Below are 23342 nucleotides of genomic sequence, written 5' to 3'. Positions count from 1 at the left end.
GGACGCGGGGCGGGGGTGGGCCGGGGCTCGGGAGGGGTTGGGGTCTCAGGCGTGTTCTTTGATGAGGCGTTCGATGACCGCTGCTACGCCGTCCTCGTTGTTGGCGTGGGTCTGGGCTGTGGCGGCGGCGATGGCGTCGGGGTGGGCGTTGCCCATCGCGTAGGAGCGCCCGGCCCAGGAGAGCATTTCGACGTCGTTGGGCATGTCGCCGAAGGCGACGACCTCTTCGTGGGAGATGCCGCGTTCGGCGCAGCACAGGGCGAGGGTGCTCGCCTTGGAGACGCCGGGGCCGCTGATCTCCAGCAGGGCGCTGGGGCTGGAGCGCGTGACTCCGGCGTGTTCACCGATGGCGGCCCGCGCCAGGGTGAGGAAGGCGTCCGGGTCGATCGTGGGGTGGAAGGCGAGGATCTTCAGCACCGGCTGATCCGCGTCCGGGCCGTCCGGTGCGAGCAACTCCTCGGCGGGCAGCCGGTTGTCCGGCACCTCCAGGTGCAGCTTGGGATAGGCGGGCTCCTGGTGGAAGCCGTACGTCTGCTCCACCGCGAAGACCGTGCCGGGCACCGCGTCCCGCAGCAGCCGTACCACCCGCAGGGCGTTCTCCCGTGCCAGCTCCCGCACCTGGACGAAGCGGTGGGCGCCGGGGCCGCCGTGCAGATCGACCACGGCGGCGCCGTTTCCGCAGATCGCCAGACCGTGGCCGTGGACGTGCTCGCTGACCACGTCCATCCAGCGGGCCGGGCGGCCCGTGACGAAGAAAACCTCGATGCCCGCCGCCTCGGCGGCGGCCAGCGCGGCGATCGTGCGCGGCGAGACGGACTTGTCGTCGCGCAGCAGCGTGCCGTCGAGGTCGGTGGCGATCAGCCGCGGGGGCAGGGCGGCGGCCGGGGTACCGGGCTGTCTGGTCGGTGAGATCACCGGGCCATTCTCGCGCACCCGCCCGCACGCACGTGCGGGAGACCGCACAGATGAGGGGCCGTAGGGGTCCAGGTTGGCCTACTCCGACCCTTCCCCTCCCTTCCGGCTTCTTCTCCGCCCTTCCGAGTGCTTCCCACTCGCGGAGACTTAGGGGCGACGCCACGGAGCTAGGCTCGGTGCCGCCCGCGCGGGTGGGCCGGGCGGAGACCGCGGAGGACTGCGATGACCGATATCCACGTGGTGGACGCGTTCACGGACGTGATGTTCCGCGGCAATCCCGCCGGGGTGGTGATCCTGCGGGAGGAGCGGTCCGCCGCGTGGATGCGGAGCGTCGCCGCCGAGATGCGGCACTCGGAGACGGCCTTCGTGCTGCTCCCCGAGGGCACCGGCGGCGCGGACGGCGCGGGCGTCCGGGGGCCGGTCCCGCTGCGCTGGTTCACCCCGACCAGCGAGGTGGACCTGTGCGGCCACGCGACCCTGGCCGCCACTCATGTGCTGGGCGGAACCGTGGAGTTCAGCACCCGCGCCAGCGGCCCGCTGCACTGCCGGGCCGAGGGCGGCTGGATCGACATGGACTTCCCGGCGGACGAACTGACGACGGTCGGGGAGGTTCCCGCCGGACTGCGGGGGTGCTTCGCGGAGCCGCTCGCCGTAGAGGCGGTGGTCCGGGGCCGGGACGACCTGCTGGTCCAGGTGGCCGAGGAGTTCCAGGTCCGATCCCTGGTGCCGGACTTCGACGCGCTGGTGGCGCTGTCGCGGAGTCTCGGTCTGCGGGGGGTCGTTATCACCGCGCGGGGCGGCGGTGACACGGCCTTCGTCAGCCGCTGCTTCTACCCGGCGGTGGGCGTCCCGGAGGACCCGGTCACCGGCTCCGCGCACTGCACGCTGGCCACCTGGTGGTCTCCGTCGCTCGGCGGCGGCGAGCTGATGGCGGAACAGGCGTCGGAGCGGGGCGGGCGGCTCCGGCTGAGCCTGGTGGGCGACCGGGTGCGGCTCGGCGGTCGGGCGGTGTCGGTGCTGAGCGGAACTCTGCACGCCTGAGGGCCCGTCGCCCTCCCGAATCGTCATGATCGTGATCTCGGCGCATCACGATCCTGCTCTACGCTGACGCGATGAACGCTGTCACCGCGGGTGTTGAGCATTCCTTGTCCGCCCTGCTCGGCGCCGGGGCCATGAACGCGGCGGCGCCCGACAGTCCGAAAGGGTTGATCGCCCGGTACGCACGGGAGATCGATCAGGAGATGATCGATTTCCGCCGCGATCTCCATCGTCATCCCGAGGCGTCCAACGCGGAGTTCCGGACCACCCGCAGGGTCGCGGAGCGGCTGGAGCGGGCCGGGCTGATGCCGGTGGTGGGGGCGGCCGGGACCGGGCTGGTGTGCGACATCCCCGGCGCGGACCCGCTCGCCCCGGTGCTGGCGCTGCGCGGGGACCTGGACGCGCTGCCGGTGGACGACGAGAAGGACGTGCCGTACCGCTCCTCGGTGCCCCGGATGTGCCACGCCTGCGGGCACGACGTGCACACCACGGTGCTGCTCGGCGCCGGGCTGGTGCTCGCCCGGCTGGCCGCCGTGCAGGCGCTGCCGGGGCCGGTGCGGCTGCTGTTCCAGCCCGCCGAGGAGAAGATCGCCGGGGCCCGCGCCATGATCGAGGACGGCTCCGTCAAGGGCGTGGCCCGCGTCCTCGCCCTGCACTGCGACCCGAAGATCGACGTGGGGCGGGTCGGCCTCCGGGTCGGGGCGCTCACCTCAGCGTGCGACCTGGTCAAGCTGACCGTGCGGGCTGTGCCGGGCGAGGTGACCGGTGCCGAGCCGCCCAATGTGGTGGACGCCGTCTCCGCCCTCGTCTCGGACGTGCCCGCGGCGGTGAGCCGCCAACTGCCCGCCGGTTCCGGTGCGTCCGTCGTGTGGGGCCATGTGGAGGCCACCTCCGGCCGACGGGGCGGCGCCAAGCAGCGGACCGGCACCGGCTACCTCCAGTGCACCGTGCGCTGCATCGACGAACGCGCCTGGGACCTGGCCGAACCGCTGTTCCGCAAGGCCGTATCCAGCGTCTGCGCGCTGCACGGCGTGGTCCCGGAGCTGGAGTACACCCGAGGCGTCCCGCCCGTCGTCAACGAGGCGACGAGCATCGAGGTGCTCCGCCTGGCGACCGAGGAGGTGCTGGGCGCCACCGGCGTCGCCACCACCGAACAGAGCCTCGGCGGCGAGGACTTCGCCTGGTTCCTCCGGGAGGAAGGGGTACGCGGGGCGATGGCCCGCCTCGGTGTCCGGGTCCCCGGCACCACCCGCGTCCTCGACCTGCACCAGGGTTCCTTCGACGTGGACGAACGCGCCCTCGGAGTGGCCACCCGCGTGCTGGCGATGGCGGCCCTGACCGGGTGACGCACCCGCCGGGCTGGCGATGGCAGCCCTGACCGGCTGACGCACCCGCCGGCAACGGCTCAGTGCGCCGACCCGAAGCGCAGGTACTCCACCGGCACCCCCTCCGTCAGCCACACACCGTTCGCGCTGACGTGGAACACGTGCCCGGCGCGGTGCATCGCGCCCGCGTCCACGGCGAGGATCACGGGCCGTCCCCGGCGTGCCCCGACGCGGGTGGCCGTGTCGCGGTCGGCGGAGAGGTGGACGGCGTGGCGGTTCATGGGGCGCAGGCCCTCCGCGCGGATCGCGTCCAGGGCCGGGGCCACGGTGCCGTGGTAGAGGTACGGCGGCGGGGTCGCCGGGGGGAGGCCGAGGTCCACCTCGACACTGTGGCCCTGGCTGGCCCGGATACGGGTGCCCTCCACGGCGAACCGCCGCTTGTCGTTGGTGGCGACCACATGGTCCAGCTCCGCGCGGGTGAACGGGAAGCCGTGCGTCGCTGCCGCCGCCCGCAGCTCCTCGATCTCGGCCCAGCCGCCCGCGTCCAGGGTCAGTCCGATCCGCTCCGGCTGGTGGCGCAGGTGCTTCGAGAGGTACTTCGACACCTGCACGGTGCGTCTGTCGTCCATCCCCTCAGCGTGCTGGAGAGACGCGGATCACGCAGCCCATTATCCGTGCACAGGTTTGATCCACAGGGAAGTCGGTTTATCCACAGGCCAGTTGAGATTTCTGTGGACAACTGCCCACTCTTTTGAGTGGTTTGGCCAACTCGACGCCCTCTCAAGGTCAGTTGATCAACTTCTCACCGCTTACGGGGCCTTCGCCGCGCTCCCGCTCACAGGCGCGGCTCCACCCGCGCCAGCCGCCGCGAAGCACCCGGCATCCAGCGGGACATGAGCCGCGCACCCCGCGCCTCCGGAGTCACCGGCACCACCGCACGGTCCCGCACCACCGCGTCCAACACCGCCGAAGCAACCTTCTCCGCCGGGTAGTTGCGTACCCCGTACCACCGGGCTGCCGACATCCGCAGCCGCCGCTCCTCCACGGCGTCCACCCCGGTGAAACGCGCCGTCCCGGTGATGCCCGTGTTGACGATGCCGGGACAGACCGCCGTAACTCCGATGCCCCGACCGGCCAGTTCGGCGCGCAGGCACTCGGAGAGCATCAGCACCGCCGCCTTGGACGTGGCGTATGCGGACAGCGCGCGGGACGGCTGGAAGGCAGCCGCCGAGGCGATGTTCACGATGTGCCCGCCCTGGCCGCGCTCCGCCATCCGCGCCCCGAAAAGACGGCAACCGTGGATCACACCGAAGAGGTTGACGTCCACGACCCGGCGCCAGTCCTCGGTGCTCGTCGTCAGGAACGACCCCGACAGGCCGATGCCCGCGTTGTTGACCAGCACGTCCGGTGTGCCGTACTCCGCGTCCACCTTCGCGGCCAGCTGCTCCATCGCCCGCTCGTCGGATACGTCGGCCGTCTCCGCCCATGCCTCGGCGGCACCGGCCTCGCGGGCCAACACAGCTGTCTCGGCGGCGGTTTCGGCGTCCCGGTCCACCGCCACCACCCGTGCGCCCGCCTTGGCGAACGCCAGCGCCGTGGCCCGTCCGATACCGCTCCCCGCCCCTGTCACCAGCACCAACTGGCCGCCGAAACGCTGCGCGTGGGGACCTGACCGGACGGGGAGGACCCGGTCGCCCTCCACCGACTCCACGAACTCGGTGATCCAGTAGGCCACTTGGTCGGGCCGCGTCCGTGGAATCCAATGCTTGGCGTCCAGCGTGCGCCGGGTCAGCCGCGCCGCCCACTGCTCCAGGCCGTCGTAGAGGTGCTCCGACAGAAAGGCGTCGTCGAGCGGGGTGATCAGCTGCACGGGAACGTGCGCGAAGGCGTCCGGACGCGGACTGCCCAGCCGCGCACGGACGTTGTCCCGGTAGAGCCAGGCACCGAGGGCCGCGTCGGAGGGCAGGGACGCGGTCGGGTAGCCGTCGCCGCCGACCTTCTCCCTGCGGCGCAGGATGTGCGGCCAGCGCCTTCCCAGCGGCCCGCGCCACGCCAACTCCGGCAGCACCGGGGTGTGCAGGGCGTAGACGTACCACGACTTGGCGCTCTGACCGAGGAGTTGGGCGGCCCGGCGCGGAGTCGGGCGCCGGACACGGGAGTTGATCCAGTGCCCGAAGTGGTCGAGCGACGGGCCGGACATCGAGGTGAAGGACGCGATCCGGCCACGGGTGCGGACCACCGTGGCGAACTCCCAGCCCTGCACCGAGCCCCAGTCGTGGCCCACCAGATGCACCGGCCGTCCCGGACTGACCGCGTCCGCCACGGCGAGGAAGTCGTCGGTCAGCCGCTCCAGGGTGAACCCGCCGCGCAGCGGGCTCGGTGCCGTGGAGCCGCCGTGGCCCCGCACGTCGTACAGCACCACGTGGAAGCGGCCCGACAGCCGGGCGGCCACCTCGGACCAGACCTCCTTGCTGTCCGGGTAGCCGTGCACCAGCACCACCGTGGGGTGCGCCGGATCGCCCAGCTCCGCCACGCACAGCTCCACGTCCCCGGCCCGCACCCGGCGCTCCCGCGCACCCGCCACCGTCATCCCGCGTCCACCTCCGCCGTCGGCTCCCGGCCCGCACCCGCACCCACACCCGCACCCGCGGCCCCCACGCCCAGCGTCCCCGTACGGCGGCCCCCACGCCCAGCGTCCCCGTACGGCGGCCCCGGCGCACCTCCGCGAATCTGGCACTTGTTGGACATCTCGTCAACAGCGCCCCGCCCGCTTCCCCTCCTCACGCCCCCGCCCGCTCCCACCCCTGACGCCCCCGCCCGCCCCCGGCCCGCTTCCCGCCCGGGCCCTCCGCCCGCTCCCCCGACGCCCCCACCCGCACCCCCCAGGGGCGGAGTCATCCTGAAGGCGTACCCGGAGCGCCCCAAGACGGCTCTGTGGTGTGACGACCTCCGTGGCGCGGGTCACTAACGTCGGACCCGTGACTGTGATCGCAACCGAAAGCCTGAGCAAGCGGTTCCCGCGGGTGACCGCCCTCGACCGGCTGTCCCTGGACATCGGGCCGGGCGTGACCGGCCTCGTGGGCTCCAACGGCGCCGGCAAGTCCACGCTCATCAAGATCCTGCTGGGCCTGTCCCCCGCGTCGGAGGGCCGGGCCGCCGTGCTCGGCCTGGACGTCTCCACCGAGGGCGCCGCCATCCGGGAACGCGTGGGCTACATGCCGGAGCACGACTGCCTGCCGCCCGACGTGTCGGCGACCGAGTTCGTCGTGCACATGGCCCGCATGTCCGGCCTGCCGCCGACCGCCGCGCGCGAGCGGACCGCCGACACGCTGCGCCACGTGGGGCTGTACGAGGAGCGGTACCGCCCCATCGGCGGCTACTCCACCGGCATGAAGCAGCGGGTGAAGCTCGCGCAGGCCCTGGTGCACGACCCGAAGCTGGTCTTCCTGGACGAGCCGACCAACGGCCTCGACCCGGTCGGCCGCGACGAGATGCTCGGCCTGATCCGGCGCATCCACAGCGACTTCGGGATCTCGGTGCTGGTCACCTCCCACCTGCTGGGCGAACTGGAGCGCACCTGCGACCACGTCGTGGTGGTGGACGGCGGCAAGCTGCTGCGCTCCAGCTCCACCACCGACTTCACCCAGACCACGACCACCCTCGCCATCGAGGTCACCGACAGCGACACCCACCCCGACGGCACCGCCGCCGTCCGCGCGGCGCTCGCCGGACACGGCGTCGAGACGCACGCGGAGGGCGCGGGCCTGCCCGGCGCCGGACACATCCTGCTGCTCACCGCGACCGGCGAGGAGACGTACGACGTCGTCCGCGACACGGTCGCCGGTCTCGGCCTGGGCCTGGTGCGGATGGAACAGCGCCGGCACCGCATCTCCGAGGTGTTCACCGGCGGGGACGAACAGACCCGCAGCAACGACGAGCAGCCGAAGGAGGCCGCCGGACATGGCGGTTGAGCACCCCGCGCCGGTGACCCCGGGCGGCGACCAGTCCCGTATCCACGACATCGGGTACCGCGGCTACGACGGCCCGCGCCTGGGCCGCGCGTACGCCCGCCGGTCCCTGTACTCGCAGTCCCTGCGCGGCGCCTACGGCCTCGGCCGGTCGGCGAAGTCCAAGGTGCTGCCGATCCTGCTGTTCGCGGTGATGTGCGTGCCCGCCGCGATCATGGTCGCCGTCGCGGTGGCCACCAAGGCGCACGAACTCCCGCTGGCCCACGCGTACACCCGGTACGCGCTGGTCATGCAGGCCGTGATCAGCCTGTACGTCGCCGCGCAGGCGCCGACCGCGGTCTCCCGCGACCTGCGGTTCAAGACGATCCCGCTGTACTTCTCGCGGCCCATCGAGACCGTGGACTACGTCCTGGCGAAGTTCGCCGCGCTCGCCTCGGCGCTGCTGATCCTCACCGGCGCCCCGCTGATCGTGCTGTACGCCGGTTCGCTGCTCGCCAAGATGGGCTTCGCGCACCAGAGCAAGCAGTTCGGCCAGGGACTGGTGACCGTGCTGCTGCTGTCGCTGCTGTTCGCCGGGATCGGCCTGGTCATCGCCGCGATCACCCCGCGCCGGGGCTTCGGCATCGCCGCCGTGATCGCCGTCCTGGTCATCTCCTACGGCGCGGTCTCCACCCTCCAGGCCATCGCGGACGCGCAGGGCAGCTCCGGCGCGGTGCCGTGGATCGGGCTGTTCTCGCCGGTGACGCTCATCGACGGCATCCAGTCCGCGCTGCTCGGCGGAGGCTCCAACTTCCCCGGCGGCGTAGGCCCGTCCACCGGCCAGGGCGTGGTGTACCTCCTCGTCGTCGCCGGTCTGATCGCCGCGTGCCACGGCCTGCTGGTCCGCCGCTACAAGAAGGTGGGACTGTGACCTCCCTCGTCATCGACCACGTCTCCCGCTGGTTCGGCAACGTCGTCGCCGTCAACGACGTCACCATGACCATCGGCCCCGGCGTCACCGGACTGCTCGGCCCGAACGGCGCGGGCAAGTCCACCCTGATCAACATGATGGGCGGCTTCCTGGCGCCCTCCACCGGCACCGTCACCCTCGACGGCACACCGGTGTGGCGCAACGAGTCCGTCTACCGGCACATCGGCATCGTCCCCGAACGCGAGGCGATGTACGACTTCCTCACCGGCCGTGAGTTCGTCGTCGCCAACGCCGAACTGCACGGTCTCGGCGACCGCGAGGCCCAACGGGCGCTCGCCACCGTCGAGATGGAGTACGCGCAGGACCGGAAGATCTCCACGTACTCCAAGGGCATGCGGCAGCGCGTGAAGATGGCGAGCGCCCTCGTCCACGAGCCGTCGCTGCTGCTGCTGGACGAGCCGTTCAACGGCATGGACCCGCGCCAGCGCATGCAGCTGATGGACCTGCTGCGGCGGATGGGCGACGAGGGCCGCACGGTGCTGTTCTCCTCGCACATCCTGGAGGAGGTCGAGCAGCTCGCCCGGCACATCGAGGTCGTGGTCGCGGGACGGCACGCGGCGTCCGGCGACTTCCGCCGCATCCGGCGGCTGATGACCGACCGCCCGCACCGGTACGTGGTCCGGTCCAGCGACGACCGCGCGCTCGCGGCGGCGCTGATCGCGGACCCCTCGACGTCCGGCATCGAGGTCGATGTCACCGAGGGCGCGCTGCGCGTCCAGGCCGTGGACTTCGGCCGTTTCACCGCGCTGCTGCCGAGGGTCGCCCGTGACCACGGCATCCGGCTCCTCACGGTCTCGCCCTCGGACGAGTCCCTCGAGTCCGTGTTCTCGTATCTGGTCACGGCGTAGGAGGCCGAAAGATGTACGACCCCACTGTCGCCCGGCTCACCTACCGGGCCCTGCTCGGCCGCCGCCGGGCGCTCATCCTCGGCGCGCTGCCGCTGCTGCTGATCGTGATCTCGCTGGCCGTGCGCGGCCTGACCGGGGCTGACGACCAGACGGCGGCCGACGTGCTCGGCGGCTTCGCGCTGGCCACGATGGTCCCGATCATCGGTGTCATCGCGGGCACCGGCGCGATTGGCCCGGAGATCGACGACGGCTCCGTGGTCTATCTGCTGTCCAAGCCGCTGAAGCGCCCGACGATCGTCTTCACCAAGCTGATCGTCGCCGTCGCCGTGACGATGGTCTTCTCGGCCGTGCCGACGCTGATCGCCGGTCTGATCCTCAACGGCAACGGGCAGCAGATCGCCGTCGCCTACACGGTGGCCGCGCTGGTCGCCTCCATCGCGTACTCCGCGCTGTTCCTGCTGCTCGGCACGGTCTCGCGGCACGCGGTGGTGTTCGGCCTGGTGTACGCGCTGGTCTGGGAGGCGCTGTTCGGCTCCCTGGTGCCGGGCGCCCGCACGCTCAGCGTCCAGCAGTGGTCCCTCGCGGTCGCGCACAAGGTCGCGGGCGGGGACCTCGTGACCTCCGACGTCGGCCTGACCACGGCCACCGTGCTGCTGGTCGCCGTCACCGTGCTGGCCACCTGGTACGCCGGGTTCAAGCTGCGCTCGCTGAAGCTGGCGGGCGAGGAGTAGCGGGGCGCTGCAAGGAGTGGTGGGGCGTGGTGGGGAGGTCTCCGGTCGCCTTGACGGGGACTTCACCCCGGTCCGGGCAGACTGGGCATATCGGATGAACGGCTAGGAGGCCGCGGATGGCAGAGGAGATGCCGCAGCAGCACGCCCGGGGACGGACCACCGGCGAGGTCGGGGACGACTGGGACACGACCGTCCTGGACGACGCCTTCGTCCGGTCGGGGGCCTCCGAGCCGTCCGCCCGGGCCCGGATGCTCGCCGCCCGCTGGCGCGCCGAGGAACCGGAACCCCAGCCCTGGCGCTCCGACGAGCCGCCCGCCGGGTGGTTCTTCAGCAAGGCCCGCAGAAGGAAGTGGCGGCGCCGCTGACCCCCGCACCACACGACCCGGCCCCGGCGGTCCTCCCGCCGGGGCCGGGTCGCGTCGCTGAACCGTGCGACGGGTACGGGCTGTTCAGCCCAGCATGCGTTCCAGGACCAGCGCGATGCCGTCCTCCTCGTTGGAGGCCGTCACCTCGTCCGCGACCGCCTTCAGCTCCTCGTGGGCGTCGGCCATCGCCACGCCGTGCGCGGCCCACTTGAACATCGGCACGTCGTTGGGCATGTCGCCGAACGCGAGGGTGTCGGCGGCCTTCAGCTTCAGCCGCCGGGCCGCCAGGGACAGCCCGGTCGCCTTGGACAGCCCGAGCGGCAGCAGTTCCACGATCCCGGCGCCCGCGAGCGCCACGGTGACGAAACCACCGGCCGTGCGGCGGGCCGCCTCCGCCAGTTCGTCGTCGCTCAGCGTCGGATGCTGGATGTAGATCTTGTTCAGCGGCGCCGACCACAGGTCGGACGCGTCGGTGAACGGGATGGCGGGCAGCCGTCCGGCGACCGCGTATCCCGGCCCGACCAGCACCTCGCCGTCCAGGCCGTCGCGGCTCGCCGCCAGATGCAGCGGGCCGACCTCGGCCTCGATCTTGGCCAGGGCCACGCCCGCGAGCCTGCGGTCCAGCGTGACCGAGGTCAGCAGGCGGCGCGCCCCGGCGTCGTAGACCTGGGCGCCCTGGCCGCAGACGGCGAGGCCCTGGTAGCCGAGGTCGTCCAGGATGTGCCGGGTCCAGGGGACGGCCCGGCCGGTGACCACGATGTGCGCCGCGCCCGCCGCCGTCACGGCGGCGAGCGCCTCCCGCGTGCGCGGGGAGACTGACTCGTCGGAACGCAGCAGCGTCCCGTCGAGGTCGGTGGCGATCAGCCGGTAGGGGAGCGGGGTGCTCACTTGGCGACCGGCTCCAGGACCTCCCGGCCCCCCAGATACGGCCGCAGCACCTCGGGCACCCGGACCGAGCCGTCGGCCTGCTGGTGGTTCTCCAGGATGGCGACGATCGTGCGGGGTACGGCGCACAGCGTGCCGTTCAGGGTGGCCAGCGGGCGGACCTGCTTGCCTTCGCGCATCCGGATCGACAGGCGCCGGGACTGGAACTCGGTGCAGTCCGAGGTCGAGGTCAGCTCGCGGTACTTGCCCTGGGTCGGAATCCACGCCTCGCAGTCGTACTTACGGGCGGCGGACGAGCCGAGGTCGGCGGAGGCCACGTCGATGACCCGGAACGGCAGCTCCAGCGAGGTCAGCCACTGCTTCTCCCAGTCCAGCAGCCGCTGGTGCTCGGCGCGGGAGTCCTCGGGGGCGACGTACGAGAACATCTCGACCTTGTCGAACTGGTGCACCCGGAAGATGCCGCGGGTGTCCTTGCCGTGCGAACCGGCCTCGCGGCGGAAGCACGGGGAGAAGCCCGCGTAGCGCAGCGGCAGCCGGTCCGCTTCGATGATCTCGTCCATGTGGTACGCCGCGAGGGCGACCTCGGAGGTGCCGACCAGGTACAGGTCGTCGGCGGCCAGGTGGTACACGTCCTGGGCGGCCTGGCCGAGGAAGCCGGTACCGGCCATCGACTGCGGGCGGACCAGCGCGGGGGTGAGCATCGGGGTGAACCCGGCGGCGGTGGCCTGTGCCATCGCCGCGTTCACCAGGGCGAGTTCCAGCAGGGCGCCGACCCCGGTGAGGAAGTAGAAGCGGGAGCCGGAGACCTTGGCACCGCGCTCCACGTCGATGGCGCCGAGCGTCTGGCCCAGCTCCAGGTGGTCCCGGGGCGCGAAGCCCTCGGCGTCGAAGTCGCGGATCGTGCCGTGCGTCTCCAGCGTGACGAAGTCCTCCTCGCCGCCGACGGGCACGTCGGGGTGGACGAGGTTGCCGAGGCGCTGCAGCAGGTCCTGGGTCTCGGTGTCGGCCTCGGCGCGCGCGGCGTCGGCGGCCTTGACATCGGCCTTGAGCTGCTCGGCGCGCTGGAGGAGTTCGGCCTTCTCCTCGCCGGACGCCTTGGGGATCAGCTTGCCGAGCTGCTTCTGCTCGGCGCGGAGTTCGTCGAAGCGGACGCCGGACGACCTGCGCCGCTCGTCGGCGGAGAGGAGGGAGTCAACGAGGGCGACGTCCTCTCCACGGGCACGCTGGGAGGCGCGCACACGGTCGGGGTCCTCACGGAGCAGGCGAAGGTCAATCACGCGCCCCAGGCTACCGGTGCCGGTCCGCCCGCCACGACTCCCTATTGCTGTTGTCCACAGGAACCGTGAGTACGGCGAAAGTTATCCACAGGCTGTGCGGAAAGTCTGTGGACTTCGGAATGGATCACTCCGGATGTTTTCGCCGGGCTGCGGAATTCTCGCTCCAAACGGCCCCGACTCGCACTTTCGGGTGGAAAGGGATCGCTCCAAAAGATGAACCACGGGAAACAGGTGGACGAAGGGTGATCTGCCGGATGATGACCCCATCCGGGACCTGAGGGGCGATTTGTCGATTCGATGGCCGTCTCGTATCGACTTGTCCCCAGGTCGAGAAGCGGACCTGTGGATAACTTCTGTGGATAACGTTGATCGGCAGGTATGACCGGCCCGGACCGCGCCGCCGACGCCAGTACGGCGCCCGGAAAGGGGCACCGGCTCACGGCGCACCCGTCCGGTCACCGCGCTAGAAGCGGCCGTCCTGCCAGCGGGTCACCCAGTCCGCCGCCTCCGTGAACGCCTCGTCCGAGGTCCCCGGCAGCCGGGGACCGGCCTCGCCCGGCCGGATGTCCGCGCGCGGATAGGAACCGAGGAAACGCACCTGGCGGCAGATCCGCTTCAGCCCCATCAGCGCCTCCGCCATCCGCCGGTCGGAGATGTGTCCCTCGGCGTCCACGCAGAAGCAGTAATTCCCGATCCCGGTTCCGGTCGGCCGGGACTGGAGCAGCATCAGGTTGATCCCGCGCGACCCGAATTCACCGAGCGGATCACGCAGCCCGCCGGGGTGGTCGGCCCGCTGCCACAGCACCACCGAGGTCTTGTCGGCGCCGGTCGGCGCGGCGGGCCGGGCCGGGCGTCCCACCAGCACGAACCGGGTCTGCGCGTTTCTCCGCGTCGTGGATGCCGGTCTCCAGCGCGGTCAGCCCGTAGCGGGCGGCGGCGAACTCACCGGCGAAGGCCGCGTCGTACCGGCCCTCCTGGACCAGCCGGGCCGCGTCCGCGTTGGAGGCCGCCGACTCCCAGTGGGCCTCCGGAAGGTTGGCGCGCAGCCAGTTGCGCACCTGGGGCTGGGCCGCCGGGTGCGCGGAGACCGTCTTGATGTCCGACAGCGCGGTGCCCGGCCGGACCAGCAGCGCGAAGGTGATCGACAGCAGCACCTCGCGGTGGATGGTCAGCGGCTCGCCCGCGACCAGCTCGTCCAGGGTGGTGGTGATGCCGCCCTCGACGGAGTTCTCGATCGGCACGAACGCGGCCTCCGCCTCCCCGACGCGGACCGCGTCCAGCGCCGACTGCACCGAGACGTAGGGCGTCAGCTCCCGAGTCGCCGTCTCCGGGAGCGTGCGCAGGGCGACTTCGGTGAAAGTGCCCTCGGGGGCCGAGGTACGCGTAGCTCGCTGGCATGTTCCTCACCCTAATGGCCGTGGCACCGCCGGGCGCCCGCGTCTCATGGACTCCACCCGACCGGGTGGTTTCGTCCGGCGTGTTCACCCTTCCAGCAGACGCTGGCCCACGTACTCGCCCGCCGCCGCGCCCCCCGGCACCGCGAACAGCCCGCTCGCCTCGTGCCGGATGTACCGGGACAGCGCGTCCCCCCGGTCGAGCTTGCGCTGCACCGGCACGAAGCCGCGCAGCGGGTCCGCCTGCCACGCCACGAACAGCAGTCCGGCGTCCGGGGTCCCGTCCGCGCCGATGCCGTCGTGGTAGGAGAACGGCCGCCGCAGCATGGCCGCGCCGCCGTTCTCGTCGGGGCGGGTGATCCGGGCGTGCGCGTTCAGCGGGACCACGTGGGCGCCCTGCGCGTCCGTCTTCTCCAGGTCCATCGGGGTCGTCTCGCCGCCGCCGGTCAGCGGGGCGCCGTCGGACTTGCGGCGCCCGATCACGGCCTCCTGGTCGCCGGTGGCGAGCTTCTCCCAGTCGTCCAGGAGCATCCGGATGCGGCGGACGACCGCGTAGGAGCCGTTCGCCATCCAGTCGGGCTCACCGGAGGAGGGGACGAAGATCCGCCGGTCGAAGTCGGCGTCGGCGGGCCTGGGGTTGCGGGTGCCGTCGAGCTGGCCCATCAGGTTCCGGGCCGTCATCGGGCGGGCGGTGGCACCGGGCGTCCGGTTGAAGCCGTTCATCTGCCAGCGGACGCGCGCCGCACCCCCCGCGTCCCTCTGCACCGCCCGCAGCGCGTGGAACGCCACCAGCGCGTCGTCGGCGCCGATCTGCACCCAGAGATCTCCCTCGCCGCGCCGGGGGTCCAACCGGTCCGAGGAGAACGCGGGCAGCGGGTCCAGCGCGGCCGGGCGCCGCTTCACCAGTCCGGTGCGGTCGAAGAACGTACGGCCGAAGCCGAAGGTGAGGGTCAGCGCGGAGGGTCCCGCGTCCCGGGCCACGTCGGTGTCGTCGTGCGGGGCCGGTTCGCCCGCCATCAGCCGCTCCGCCGTCGCCGACCAGCGGCGCAGCAGGGCCGCCGCCTCCCGCCTCCCGGCGCCGGGCGCCAGGTCGAAGGCGACGAGATGACCGCACGCCTGGAGACCCTCGGTGATGCCCGGCTGATGTTTCACGTGGAACATCGCCCGGCTCGACCCCACCGAGGTCAGCGGTACGGCCCCGGCGGGCGCCGCCGCGTACCCCGCTCCGGCACCCGCCGCGCCGAGCACCAGCCCGGTGGCCCCGGCGGTGGAGAGCAGTGCCCGCCGGGACACCCCGCGCGGGCCGTCCCCGGCGGGCGGCTGCGCGGCGGGGTCCGGGGCGGCGGCGGTACGGGCGGTGGTGGCGCGGGGGCCGGTCGGGCGCCCGGTGGTGGCGGGGGACGGGTCGGGCATGGTGCGGGTCAGCCGATCTGCGCGTTCTTGGAGACGGTCGTCTGGTCGATGTCGGAGGTGCGGATGCTGACGGCCACCTGCCAGTCGCCGGCGATCGGGATCTGCACCTTGTCCGCCGACCAGTGTCCGGTGACGATGTGCTCCGGGGTGACCGGCAGCGGGCCGATCTTCTTCGCCGCCAGGGTGAAGGCGACCTTCACCTCGGGGACGTCGTAGGGGCGGCCGTCGGGGCGCTGGACGTAGACGTGCATCTCGTTGGTGCCGACGCGGGCCGGGTCGAGGTCGATGCGGACCAGGCCCTTGCCGTCCTTGCCGCCGGTGTCGAACCGCATGTCCAGGGTCACCGCGCCGGAGACGCCGTCCGCCGGGGCGGTCACGGAGGTGCCGGTCGCCGCCCTGGCCTCCTGCTCGGTGCGGCCCGGCTCGGTCTGCGTCAGCCAGGTGGTCACCGCGAGCAGTACGACCGCCACCCCGGCTTCGGTCAGCACCGAGCGGCGCAGCCCGGAGCGCACCGGGTCGGCGTCGCGCTCCCTGCGCTGCCGGGCGGCGGCCACGGCGGCACGCTGCCGGGCGAGCTGGGCGGCGCGTTCGCCGCCACCGGTGGCGGCGGTGCCGGTGTCGGCCGCCTCCTTCTCCGCCGTCTGTTCCGTCTGCTCGGTCCTCTTGGAGACCGCCGCCTTCCCGGCGGTGGTCACGGCGGTCTTCCCCGGCCGCCCGGACCGCCGCGCGGGCACCGCCGTCTCCCCGCTCACGGTGTCCGCCGCGTCCGTCGCCGGGTCGGTCAGCCGGGCCACCCAGCGGCGGGAGAACCAGGCGATCCCCACCAGCACCGCCACCAGGGCGATCTTCACCAGCAGCAGTTCTCCGTACGTGGTGTCGGTGAACGCCGACCAGGAGCCGAGCTGGCGCCAGGACTGGTAGGTGCCGGTGGCGACCAGCACCAGGACCGCGCCGAACGCCAGCCGGGAGAACCGCCGGACGGCCGCCGCTTCCACGGGGGTCTCGGCGGGTGCCCGGTACAGCGCGGTGAGCAGCGTGGTCAGGCCGCCGAGCCAGGCGGCGACGGCCAGCAGGTGCAGTACGTCCACGGGCATGGCGATGCCCGGCTGGAGTCCGGTGGAGGCGTGCTCGGCCATCGCCCAGCTCGCCGCGAGCCCGGCGGCCACCACGAACCCGCCGACCGCGAGACCGAACGTCAGGTCCCGCTTCTCCTCGCCCTCCTCGCGCCGCTGGTACGTGCCGAACAGCACCGCGACGAACAGCGCGGCGGCGGCCAGCAGCAGCAGCCGGGAGACCAGCGCGGCCCCCGTCTTGGTCTGGAGGACCTGCCCGAGCAGGTTCAGGTCGAACACGTCGGCCGCGCTCCCCGAGGTGGTGTACGAGCCGCGCAGGAGCAGCAGCCAGAGCGTGGCCGCCGTCAGCGCCACCCAGCCGCCCACCACCAGCCGCTGCACGGGCCGTACACCCGCGCCGCGCCGCCAGCAGACCAGGACGAACGCGGCACCGCCCGCCAGCACGGTGAACCCCGCGTAGGAGACGTACCGCCCGAAGGCGTAGAGAACGCCGATCACGCCGCCGCCCGCGTCCGGCGCGGCACCGGAGACCACCGTCTTCGAGGGGGCGCCGACGGAGAAGGTGTAGGCCCCGGCGACCGGGTGGCTGTCGGCGGAGACGACCTGGTAGGCGACCGTGTAAGTGCCCTTGGCCAGACCGCTCCTGAGGCCGACGGCGTACGTCGTGCCGCCGACGTTGTCCGGCGCGCCGGTGACGACGTCGCGGCCCCGGGGGTCGAGGACCCGTACCGAGGAGGCGTTCATGGCGACCTGCTCGGAGAAGGTGAGCGAGACCCGCTGCGGGGCCGTGGCGACCACCACCCCCTGCGCGGGGTCGCTGCCGGTCAGCGCGGCGTGCGCGGACGCCGGCGCGGCGCCCGCGAGCAGCGCGCCGGTGACGGCGAGCAGCAGCAGCACCCAGGTCCGCAGGCGGGGGGTGATGGTCGGTGTCACGGTGGTCCCTCCCTCAGTGGCCGGTCGCCGGGTTGTACGTGGCGGACTTCACCGGCATCTCGACGGTGAGCGGCGCCGACCTGGCGAAGGTGAGCGTCAGCTTCACGTCCTGGCCCTCGGCGGGCCGGTGCTTCAGCCCCTCGAACATCAGGTGGTTGCCGCCGCTTCTGAACACCAGCCGTCCGTGTGCCGGGATGGCGAACGAGGTCTGCTCACGCATCATGCCGCCGGTGGTGCTGTGCATGGTGACGTCCCCGGCGGCGTCGCTGCGCACCGAGGTCAGCCGGTCCGCCGTGCCGCCCCGGTTGGTGATGGTGAGGAACCCGGCGGCCATGTCGGCGGCGACGGGCCGCGGCATGTAGGAGGAGCTGACGGAGAGTTCGGCCTTCGCCGGGGCGGCGGAGCCGGAGCACCCGGCCAGGGCGAGCGCGCCGAGCAGCGCACCGGCGGCCGGGAGCGCGCGCCGCGCGGGGACGCGCCGTACGGACGCGCGGCTCACGGGTTGACCCCCTTCACCAGCTTGGGCAGGTCCTTGGTGTAGTCGTCCACGGTGGCGTTGTCGCCGAGGAGGACGTACCCCTTGTCGTCCTTGGGGGAGAAGGCCATCACCTGGGTGCCGTGCACCGAGACGAGGTTGCCCTTCTTGTCCTTGGTGGTGGGATCGACGGAGATCCCGATCGAGCGGGCGCCCGCCTGGATGGCGCGGAAGTCACCGGTCAGACCGATGAACCTCGGGTCGATGCCGCCCAGCCACTTGCCGAGTTCCGACGGGGTGTCGCGGCCGGGGTCGGTGGTGACGAAGACGACCCGCAGATCGTCCTGTTCGGCCTTGGGCAGCGACTTCGCGGCGACCGCGATGTTGCTCATGGTGGTGGGGCACACGTCGGGGCAGTGCGTGTAGCCGAAGTAGACCAGGGTCGGATGCCCCTTGGTCTCGGCCCGCAGGTCGTACGCCTTCCCGTGGGTGTCGGTGAGGTTCAGGTCCGGTTTGGCGAACGGCTGGTCGAGGACCGTGGCCGCTCCGTGCGAGCTGCTGCCGCCGTCGAGGGTGGTGACGGCCGAGGTCTTCGTGTCGTCACCGCCGCCGCAGGCGGAGAGGGTCAGGGTGGCGGCGGCGAGGAGTACCGCCGCCGTGAACGTCTTCTTGCGCATAGCGAAATGTCCCAGAAGTGAAATATCCGGCGCGCACCGGGGGCCGTGCGCCAGGGTGGTACGGCCCCCGGAGAGCGCGCGGAACGGGGTCAGGCGGTCCGGCGGCGTCCGGCGAGGACACCGAAGGCGACGCCCGCGATGCCGACGACGATGCCGACCGCGCCGAGCACACGGGCGGTGGTGTCGGAGTCGCCGGAGGCGGCGGCCGTCTTCTCGGTCGTGGCGGAGGCGTTCTCGGCGCCCGAGGTGCCCTTGCCGGAGTCGGCGTCGTCGTCGCCGGAGGCGGCGGCCCCGCCGTGGTGGTCGTCGGTCGCGGCGGTGAGCGTCAGCACCGGCGCCGGGTTCTCCGGCTCGTCCTGGCCCTTCTCCGGCACCTCGATCCAGCGCACGACCTCCTTGTCGGAGTACGTCTGGAGCGCCTTGAACACCAACTGGTCGGTGTCCTCGGGCAGCGCGCCCACGGACAGCGGGAACTTCTGGAAGTAGCCGGGCTCGATGCCCTTGCCGTCGGCGGTCCAGGTCACCTTGGTGACGGCCTGGTCGATCTTCTCGCCGTGCATCGTCAGCGGCTTGGCCAGCTTGGACTTGGTGAGCTGGACCTTCCAGCCGGGGATCGCCTGCGCCATCACGGAGGCCAGCGGGTGGTCGGCCGGGAGGTTCACCTCGACCTTGGTGGTCGAGGCGTCGTCGCGCTCGTTGGGGACCTTGAAGTCCACGACCGCGTAACCGCCCTTGGCGGCGGCGCCCTCGGGCTGCACGGTGACGTGCGCGAACGCGGGGGCGGACAGGGCGAGGACGGTGACGCCTGCGGCGACACCTGAGGCGGCGATGCGGGATGCCTTCATGGCGGAGTACTCCACTCAACGTTCGGGTTCCGGTGGTGATCAGGAGTACGCGTGCGGGGGCCGTGCCGCTCGGTGCGGGACGGATTCTCCGGGCACGCGCGGGCCGCGCGACGGCGGCACTCCCGTCCGGCCGGTACCGGCTCCGGGGGGTGGTGGCGTCGCGTCAGGCGGCGAGGCGGAACGCGGCGGCGGGCGGACCGCGCCGGATCACCGTGTGCTGGAGCGCCTCGGTGCGGGGTGCGGGCGTGTCGTCCTGCGCGGTGCGGGGCGCGCACGCGCCGTGCACCGCCGAGGGCAGCAGTCCGGCGCACAGGGCGTGCACCAGGGCGAGGGCGGCGCGCAGGGAGCGTACGAGCGCCGCCTCCGCGATGCCGTGCGCCGACAGGGAGATCAGCCGCAGCAGCGCCAGATCGCCCCGGCGCAGCAGCCAGCCCGCGACGAGCGCCGCGAGCAGGTGGCCCAGCAGCATCGGCAGGCTCGGCAGCAGCGCCCAGGGCCCGGTCACCGCGTGGTGCGCGGGTACGGCCGCGGGCGTGCGGGCCGTGGCCGGGTCGAGTAGATGCGCGTCGAGCAGCAGGCGGTACGCGTGACCGGGGCTCAGCAGCGCGGGGTTGGCACCGCAGACCAGCCGGGCGGCACGGTCCACCAGCTCGGTGTCGCTGAGGGCGGCGGCGGTGCCGGTGCCGCGCATGCCCGCCGTCGGGCCCATGCCGGGCATGCCCGCCATCGAGCCGAACCCGGCGGACCCGCCGGCAGCGGCCGTGGCGGCGGCGCCGTGTCCGCCCGCCAGCCCGAACAGCGTGTGCAGCGCGACCTGTCCGAAGGCGAGCAGCGCGGCGATGCCCGGCAGCGAGCGCTGCCGTCCGGCGAGCGGGACGACCACCAGCAGCGCGGCTACGAAGCCCGCGCCGAGCGTCCACAGCGGGACCGGCGCACAGGCGGCCAGGGCGTGCCCCGCGGCGGCCAGCACGACGCAGACCGCGGCGAACACCGCGGCCCGCAGGAGCCGGAGTCCGGCTCCGGGACGCACCGTGCGCGCGTGGGGGGCAGTCATGGCGGGCTCATCATCGCACTGGCCTTACCCGCCCCATACGGCAGGTCGCGGAAATCCCGCCACGCGCGCACCGGCGCGCACGGGGGCGCGCCGAGTGCCCAGCGGGGGGCCGGAGTTGGGGACCGGGCCGGACCCGGAGGCGGCCCGGCATCGGACGCGCGGCGGACAGGCGGGGGACTGGAGGCGGCCCAACAGTGGACGGGCGCCAACTGGAAGATCGTCATCCGTCCCAACTGGAGCCTTTTTGTGCCACTTTGTCCGACATGGGATCGCTCTATGGGCTCGGTCACGTCGGCGGAGTGCTTACGTCCGGGTACGGGCGGCAATACGTATCGGTATGTCGATCCGCGGCCGGGAGGCGGGAGCACATGAGCATCTGGTGGTCACTCCATCTGCGCCGCGAGCCCGCGAGCGTTCCGCTGGCCCGCCGTCTGCTGATCGGCACGATGGAGACGGCGGGCGTGGACCCCGACATCTCCTACGACCTCTCGATCGCGCTCAGTGAGGCGTGTGCCAACGCCGTCGAGCACGGCGGCGACCCCGGCGGCCGTCCCGAGGGGTACCGGGTCACCGCCTACCTCGACGGCGAGAAGTGCCGGATCGAGGTGTCCGACACGGGCCCCGGCATCACCCTCACCCAGCAGGTCCGCACCCCCCGCCCCGACGCGGAGCACGGGCGCGGCCTGCACCTGATCCGGGAACTGACCGACCATGTGCGCATCGGGCCGGGGGAGCCGGTGTCCGGCACGGTGGTGAGCTTCGACAAGCTGCTGAAGTGGACACGGGACCCGTCCCCGCTGTCGGCGTGAGCGGGTCCCGCGAGGCGGGGCGGGAGAGAGGCGGCACGCGAGGCGGGGCTGTGCGGGAGAGGGGCGGCAGCGGAGAGTAGGGCGCTGCAGAGGGGCGGCAGTGGAGAGGCGGGCGCTGCAGAGGGGCGGCAGCGGAGAGGCGGGCGCGGGGACGGCGCCGGAGAAGGGGCGCGTTAGGGTGCCGCCCATGCCCGCCGACCTGTCAGGACAGCACCGCCGCGACCTCCCCGACGGTGTGCTCATGCGCCCCCTCGTCACGGAGGACGCCGAGGCGCTCGCCGCCGCGAACACCGCCAACCGGGCCCATCTGAAGCCCTGGGAGCCGGTCCGCCCCGAGTCCTACTTCACCCCCGGCGGACAGGCGCTGCGCATCGCGGGCCTGCTGCGCCAGCGCGCCGAGGGCAGCGCGTTCCCCTGGGTGTTCGAGGCGCCGGACGGCCGTATCGCCGGGGTGATCAACCTGACCGGGGTGGCGCGGGGCCCGTTCCTCAGTTCCTACCTCGGCTACTGGGTCGCCGCCGACCGGATCAACCGGGGGCTCGCCGGTGCCGCCGTCGAAGCGGTCTGCGGGATCGCCCGCGACTCCCTCGGCCTGCACCGCGTCGAGGCGGCCACCCTCATCGGCAACACCGCCTCCCAGCGCGTCCTGGTGAAGTCCGGCTTCGAACCCATCGGCCTGGCCCCCCGTTACCTCCACATCGACGGCGCCTGGCGCGACTGCAAGCTGTTCCAGCGGGTGCTGCACGACCACGACCCCCAACTCTGAGCCCTCACGGCCAAGCGGAGCCCGCCCGCCGGAAGTTGGCCGGATTCCGCGAACGCCCCCGGCCCGGCCCCGGCGAGAAGCGGCCCCGGGCTGCCGCCCCGCAACGGCCGCCCCCGCAACGGCCGCCCCCGTGGCGGCGGCGCGCGGCGGGCCCCGTCAGGCCTACAGGGCGGCCTCCCCCGGTTCCGGTGCCCCGGCGGCGGTCACCGGCCGGTGCCGGACCGCCCGGCGCGCGACCGGGCCCATCGCGTACGACGCGCCCGCCAGCACCGCGCCCAGCAGGAGCCACCCGAGCGTCCCCCGGCCGAGCAGCAGCCAGGTGACCAGCAGCGGGCCCAGCGTGCGGGCGACGGCCACCCCGGTGCCGAAGAAGCCCTGGTACTCACCGATCCGGTCGGCCGGGGCCAGCCCGAAGGAGAGCTGCCAGGAGCCCGCCGACTGCCAGGTCTCCGCCACCACCTGGAGCACCGCACCGGCGCACAGCAGCAGCGCCGCCGGCCACGCGGACCGTCCCGCCGACAGCGCGAACACCGCGCAGGACGCCAGCATCAGCAGCCCCGCCCGGCGCAGCACCCGCAGCGCGCTGTCCGTGCCCGTCACCGAGGACGCCGCCCGCACCTGGAACAGCGTCACCCCGACCGTGTTCAGCACGAACAGCCCCGACGCCAGCGCGGGCGGCGCCCCGGTGCGCTGCGTGATCCACAGCGGCAGTGCCAGGCTGAGCAGCGGCAGCCGCAGCAGCAGTACCGCGTTGACCAGCGCCACCAGCGCGTACGGCCGGTCCCCCAGCACCGCGAGACGCCGCCCGCCCGGCCCCGCGGCCCCCGGCCCCGCGCCCCCCGGCCCCGTGCCGTCGGCCGCCGTACCGCCCCCCGTGACGGTCGGCAGCCGGAGCAGGAGCAGCGCGCAGCCCGCGAAGCAGGCCGCGTCCAGCGCCAGGACCGACCGGTACGCCCCCGCCGTACCGGCCGCGAGCGCCAGACCGCCCAGCGCGGCGCCCACCGCGAGCCCCGCGTTCAGCGTGGACTGCACCCGCGCGAGCACCCCCGTACGCTCCCCGGCCGGGACCAGCCCGGCGAGCAGCGCCTGCCGCGCGGCCGACAGTCCCGACTGCGCCGTGGCGTACGCGCAGGCGGCGAACACGAACAGCGGGAAGCCCCTGACCAGCAGGAACGTCCCGACCGCCACGGCGGTGGCGCACGCCAGCCCCACCGCCGTCCCGCGCGGCCCCCGCCGGTCCGCGAGCCGCCCCAACGGCACCCCGACCAGCGACCCCACACCCCACGCGAGCGTCAGCCCCAGCCCCACCCGCTCCGTCGGCAGCCCGACGACCCGCGTGAAGTACAGCGCCGAGGTGACGTAGAAGGCACCGTCCCCGACCGACCCGGCGAACTGCGCCGAGGCGAGGAGACGGTGTGGACGAAGGGCCATGCCGAGGACGCTACGGCGCGGACGGAACGGAGATCAGACCCAATCGCCGACTGTTTCCGTGGTCCACTTCGCACTAGCGGCCCGCAGAAGCACACCCGCCTCACACCCCGCGTCCCGCCGCGCCCCGCGCTGACCCCCGCGTCGCACCAC

21 protein-coding genes and 1 pseudogene are annotated in these 23342 nt (G+C 73.1%); 9 read left to right on the top strand and 13 right to left on the bottom strand.

The window, feature by feature from the left end; all coding sequences use genetic code 11:
• Positions 1 to 45 precede the first annotated feature (45 nt).
• A complete protein-coding gene (locus KUM39_RS10495) occupies positions 46 to 915 on the bottom strand; it encodes a Cof-type HAD-IIB family hydrolase (RefSeq protein WP_217785206.1) in 870 nt (289 codons plus the stop codon).
• 222 nt (positions 916 to 1137) lie between these two features.
• On the opposite strand from KUM39_RS10495, the gene KUM39_RS10490 reads away from it, so the two are divergent.
• Together KUM39_RS10490 and KUM39_RS10485 are read left to right on the top strand one after the other, a co-directional pair.
• A complete protein-coding gene (locus KUM39_RS10490; RefSeq protein WP_217785205.1) occupies positions 1138 to 1956 on the top strand; it encodes a PhzF family phenazine biosynthesis protein in 819 nt (272 codons plus the stop codon).
• A gap of 71 nt (positions 1957 to 2027) precedes the next feature.
• Positions 2028 to 3299 (top strand): amidohydrolase, encoded by a 1272-nt coding sequence (locus KUM39_RS10485; protein ID WP_217785204.1) that lies wholly within the window; start codon positions 2028 to 2030, stop codon positions 3297 to 3299.
• A 59-nt stretch (positions 3300 to 3358) separates the two neighbouring features.
• Here the strand turns inward: KUM39_RS10485 and KUM39_RS10480 are convergent, their stop codons facing one another.
• The gene (locus KUM39_RS10480; protein WP_217785203.1) at positions 3359 to 3907 is read right to left on the bottom strand and encodes an RNA 2'-phosphotransferase; all 549 of its coding nucleotides are present in this window, start codon (positions 3905 to 3907) and stop codon (positions 3359 to 3361) included.
• Positions 3908 to 4113: 206 nt separating this feature from the next.
• Entirely contained in the window at positions 4114 to 5868 is a 1755-nt protein-coding gene (locus KUM39_RS10475) for an SDR family oxidoreductase (RefSeq protein ID WP_217785202.1), read from the bottom strand.
• Between the two features lie 394 nt (positions 5869 to 6262).
• Here KUM39_RS10475 and KUM39_RS10470 point away from each other — a divergent pair, with 394 nt between their 5' ends.
• From KUM39_RS10470 to KUM39_RS10450, 5 genes are all read left to right on the top strand, one after another.
• Positions 6263 to 7249: an ABC transporter ATP-binding protein gene (locus tag KUM39_RS10470; RefSeq protein ID WP_217785270.1), complete on the top strand. Its 987-nt coding sequence runs from the start codon at positions 6263 to 6265 to the stop codon at positions 7247 to 7249.
• Positions 7239 to 8156, top strand: coding sequence for an ABC transporter permease (locus KUM39_RS10465; RefSeq protein WP_217785201.1), 918 nt, complete (start codon positions 7239 to 7241; stop codon positions 8154 to 8156). The genes KUM39_RS10470 and KUM39_RS10465 overlap by 11 nt, the downstream gene beginning before the upstream one ends.
• Positions 8153 to 9064: an ABC transporter ATP-binding protein gene (locus tag KUM39_RS10460; RefSeq protein WP_217785200.1), complete on the top strand. Its 912-nt coding sequence runs from the start codon at positions 8153 to 8155 to the stop codon at positions 9062 to 9064. The genes KUM39_RS10465 and KUM39_RS10460 overlap by 4 nt, the downstream gene beginning before the upstream one ends.
• A gap of 11 nt (positions 9065 to 9075) precedes the next feature.
• Positions 9076 to 9795, top strand: coding sequence for an ABC transporter permease subunit (locus KUM39_RS10455; RefSeq protein WP_217785199.1), 720 nt, complete (start codon positions 9076 to 9078; stop codon positions 9793 to 9795).
• A 116-nt stretch (positions 9796 to 9911) separates the two neighbouring features.
• Positions 9912 to 10160, top strand: coding sequence for an SGM_3592 family protein (locus tag KUM39_RS10450; RefSeq protein WP_217785198.1), 249 nt, complete (start codon positions 9912 to 9914; stop codon positions 10158 to 10160).
• An 84-nt stretch (positions 10161 to 10244) separates the two neighbouring features.
• On the opposite strand, the gene KUM39_RS10445 is transcribed toward KUM39_RS10450, so the two are convergent.
• The 9 genes and pseudogenes from KUM39_RS10445 to KUM39_RS10405 form a co-directional block, all read right to left on the bottom strand.
• Positions 10245 to 11048, bottom strand: coding sequence for an HAD family hydrolase (locus tag KUM39_RS10445; RefSeq protein ID WP_217785197.1), 804 nt, complete (start codon positions 11046 to 11048; stop codon positions 10245 to 10247).
• Positions 11045 to 12322 (bottom strand): serine--tRNA ligase, encoded by a 1278-nt coding sequence (serS, locus tag KUM39_RS10440; protein ID WP_217785196.1) that lies wholly within the window; start codon positions 12320 to 12322, stop codon positions 11045 to 11047. The genes KUM39_RS10445 and serS overlap by 4 nt, the downstream gene beginning before the upstream one ends.
• A gap of 463 nt (positions 12323 to 12785) precedes the next feature.
• Positions 12786 to 13720, bottom strand: a pseudogene (pheA, locus tag KUM39_RS10435) (prephenate dehydratase).
• Positions 13721 to 13803: 83 nt separating this feature from the next.
• Positions 13804 to 15129 (bottom strand): iron uptake transporter deferrochelatase/peroxidase subunit, encoded by a 1326-nt coding sequence (efeB, locus tag KUM39_RS10430; protein ID WP_217785195.1) that lies wholly within the window; start codon positions 15127 to 15129, stop codon positions 13804 to 13806.
• A gap of 8 nt (positions 15130 to 15137) precedes the next feature.
• A complete protein-coding gene (locus KUM39_RS10425; protein ID WP_217785194.1) occupies positions 15138 to 17135 on the bottom strand; it encodes a copper resistance CopC/CopD family protein in 1998 nt (665 codons plus the stop codon).
• Positions 17136 to 17148: 13 nt separating this feature from the next.
• The gene (locus tag KUM39_RS10420; RefSeq protein WP_217785193.1) at positions 17149 to 17634 is read right to left on the bottom strand and encodes a copper chaperone PCu(A)C; all 486 of its coding nucleotides are present in this window, start codon (positions 17632 to 17634) and stop codon (positions 17149 to 17151) included.
• Complete coding sequence (locus KUM39_RS10415) at positions 17631 to 18287, bottom strand: SCO family protein (RefSeq protein WP_217785192.1); 657 nt, start codon at positions 18285 to 18287, stop codon at positions 17631 to 17633. The genes KUM39_RS10420 and KUM39_RS10415 overlap by 4 nt, the downstream gene beginning before the upstream one ends.
• Before the next feature lie 89 nt (positions 18288 to 18376).
• The gene (locus tag KUM39_RS10410) at positions 18377 to 19132 is read right to left on the bottom strand and encodes a YcnI family copper-binding membrane protein (protein WP_217785191.1); all 756 of its coding nucleotides are present in this window, start codon (positions 19130 to 19132) and stop codon (positions 18377 to 18379) included.
• Positions 19133 to 19295: 163 nt separating this feature from the next.
• Entirely contained in the window at positions 19296 to 20186 is an 891-nt protein-coding gene (locus KUM39_RS10405) for a hypothetical protein (protein WP_217785190.1), read from the bottom strand.
• 368 nt (positions 20187 to 20554) lie between these two features.
• Here KUM39_RS10405 and KUM39_RS10400 point away from each other — a divergent pair, with 368 nt between their 5' ends.
• Together KUM39_RS10400 and KUM39_RS10395 are read left to right on the top strand one after the other, a co-directional pair.
• Positions 20555 to 20995 (top strand): ATP-binding protein, encoded by a 441-nt coding sequence (locus tag KUM39_RS10400; RefSeq protein ID WP_217785189.1) that lies wholly within the window; start codon positions 20555 to 20557, stop codon positions 20993 to 20995.
• A 187-nt stretch (positions 20996 to 21182) separates the two neighbouring features.
• Positions 21183 to 21761: a GNAT family N-acetyltransferase gene (locus KUM39_RS10395; protein ID WP_217785188.1), complete on the top strand. Its 579-nt coding sequence runs from the start codon at positions 21183 to 21185 to the stop codon at positions 21759 to 21761.
• Positions 21762 to 21923: 162 nt separating this feature from the next.
• Here the strand turns inward: KUM39_RS10395 and KUM39_RS10390 are convergent, their stop codons facing one another.
• Positions 21924 to 23192 (bottom strand): MFS transporter, encoded by a 1269-nt coding sequence (locus tag KUM39_RS10390; RefSeq protein WP_217785187.1) that lies wholly within the window; start codon positions 23190 to 23192, stop codon positions 21924 to 21926.
• Positions 23193 to 23342 lie beyond the last annotated feature (150 nt).

This window comes from Streptomyces corallincola (genome assembly GCF_019104725.1).
Lineage (GTDB): Bacteria > Actinomycetota > Actinomycetes > Streptomycetales > Streptomycetaceae > Streptomyces > Streptomyces corallincola.
This window is presented reverse-complemented; position numbering and strand designations above follow the sequence as displayed.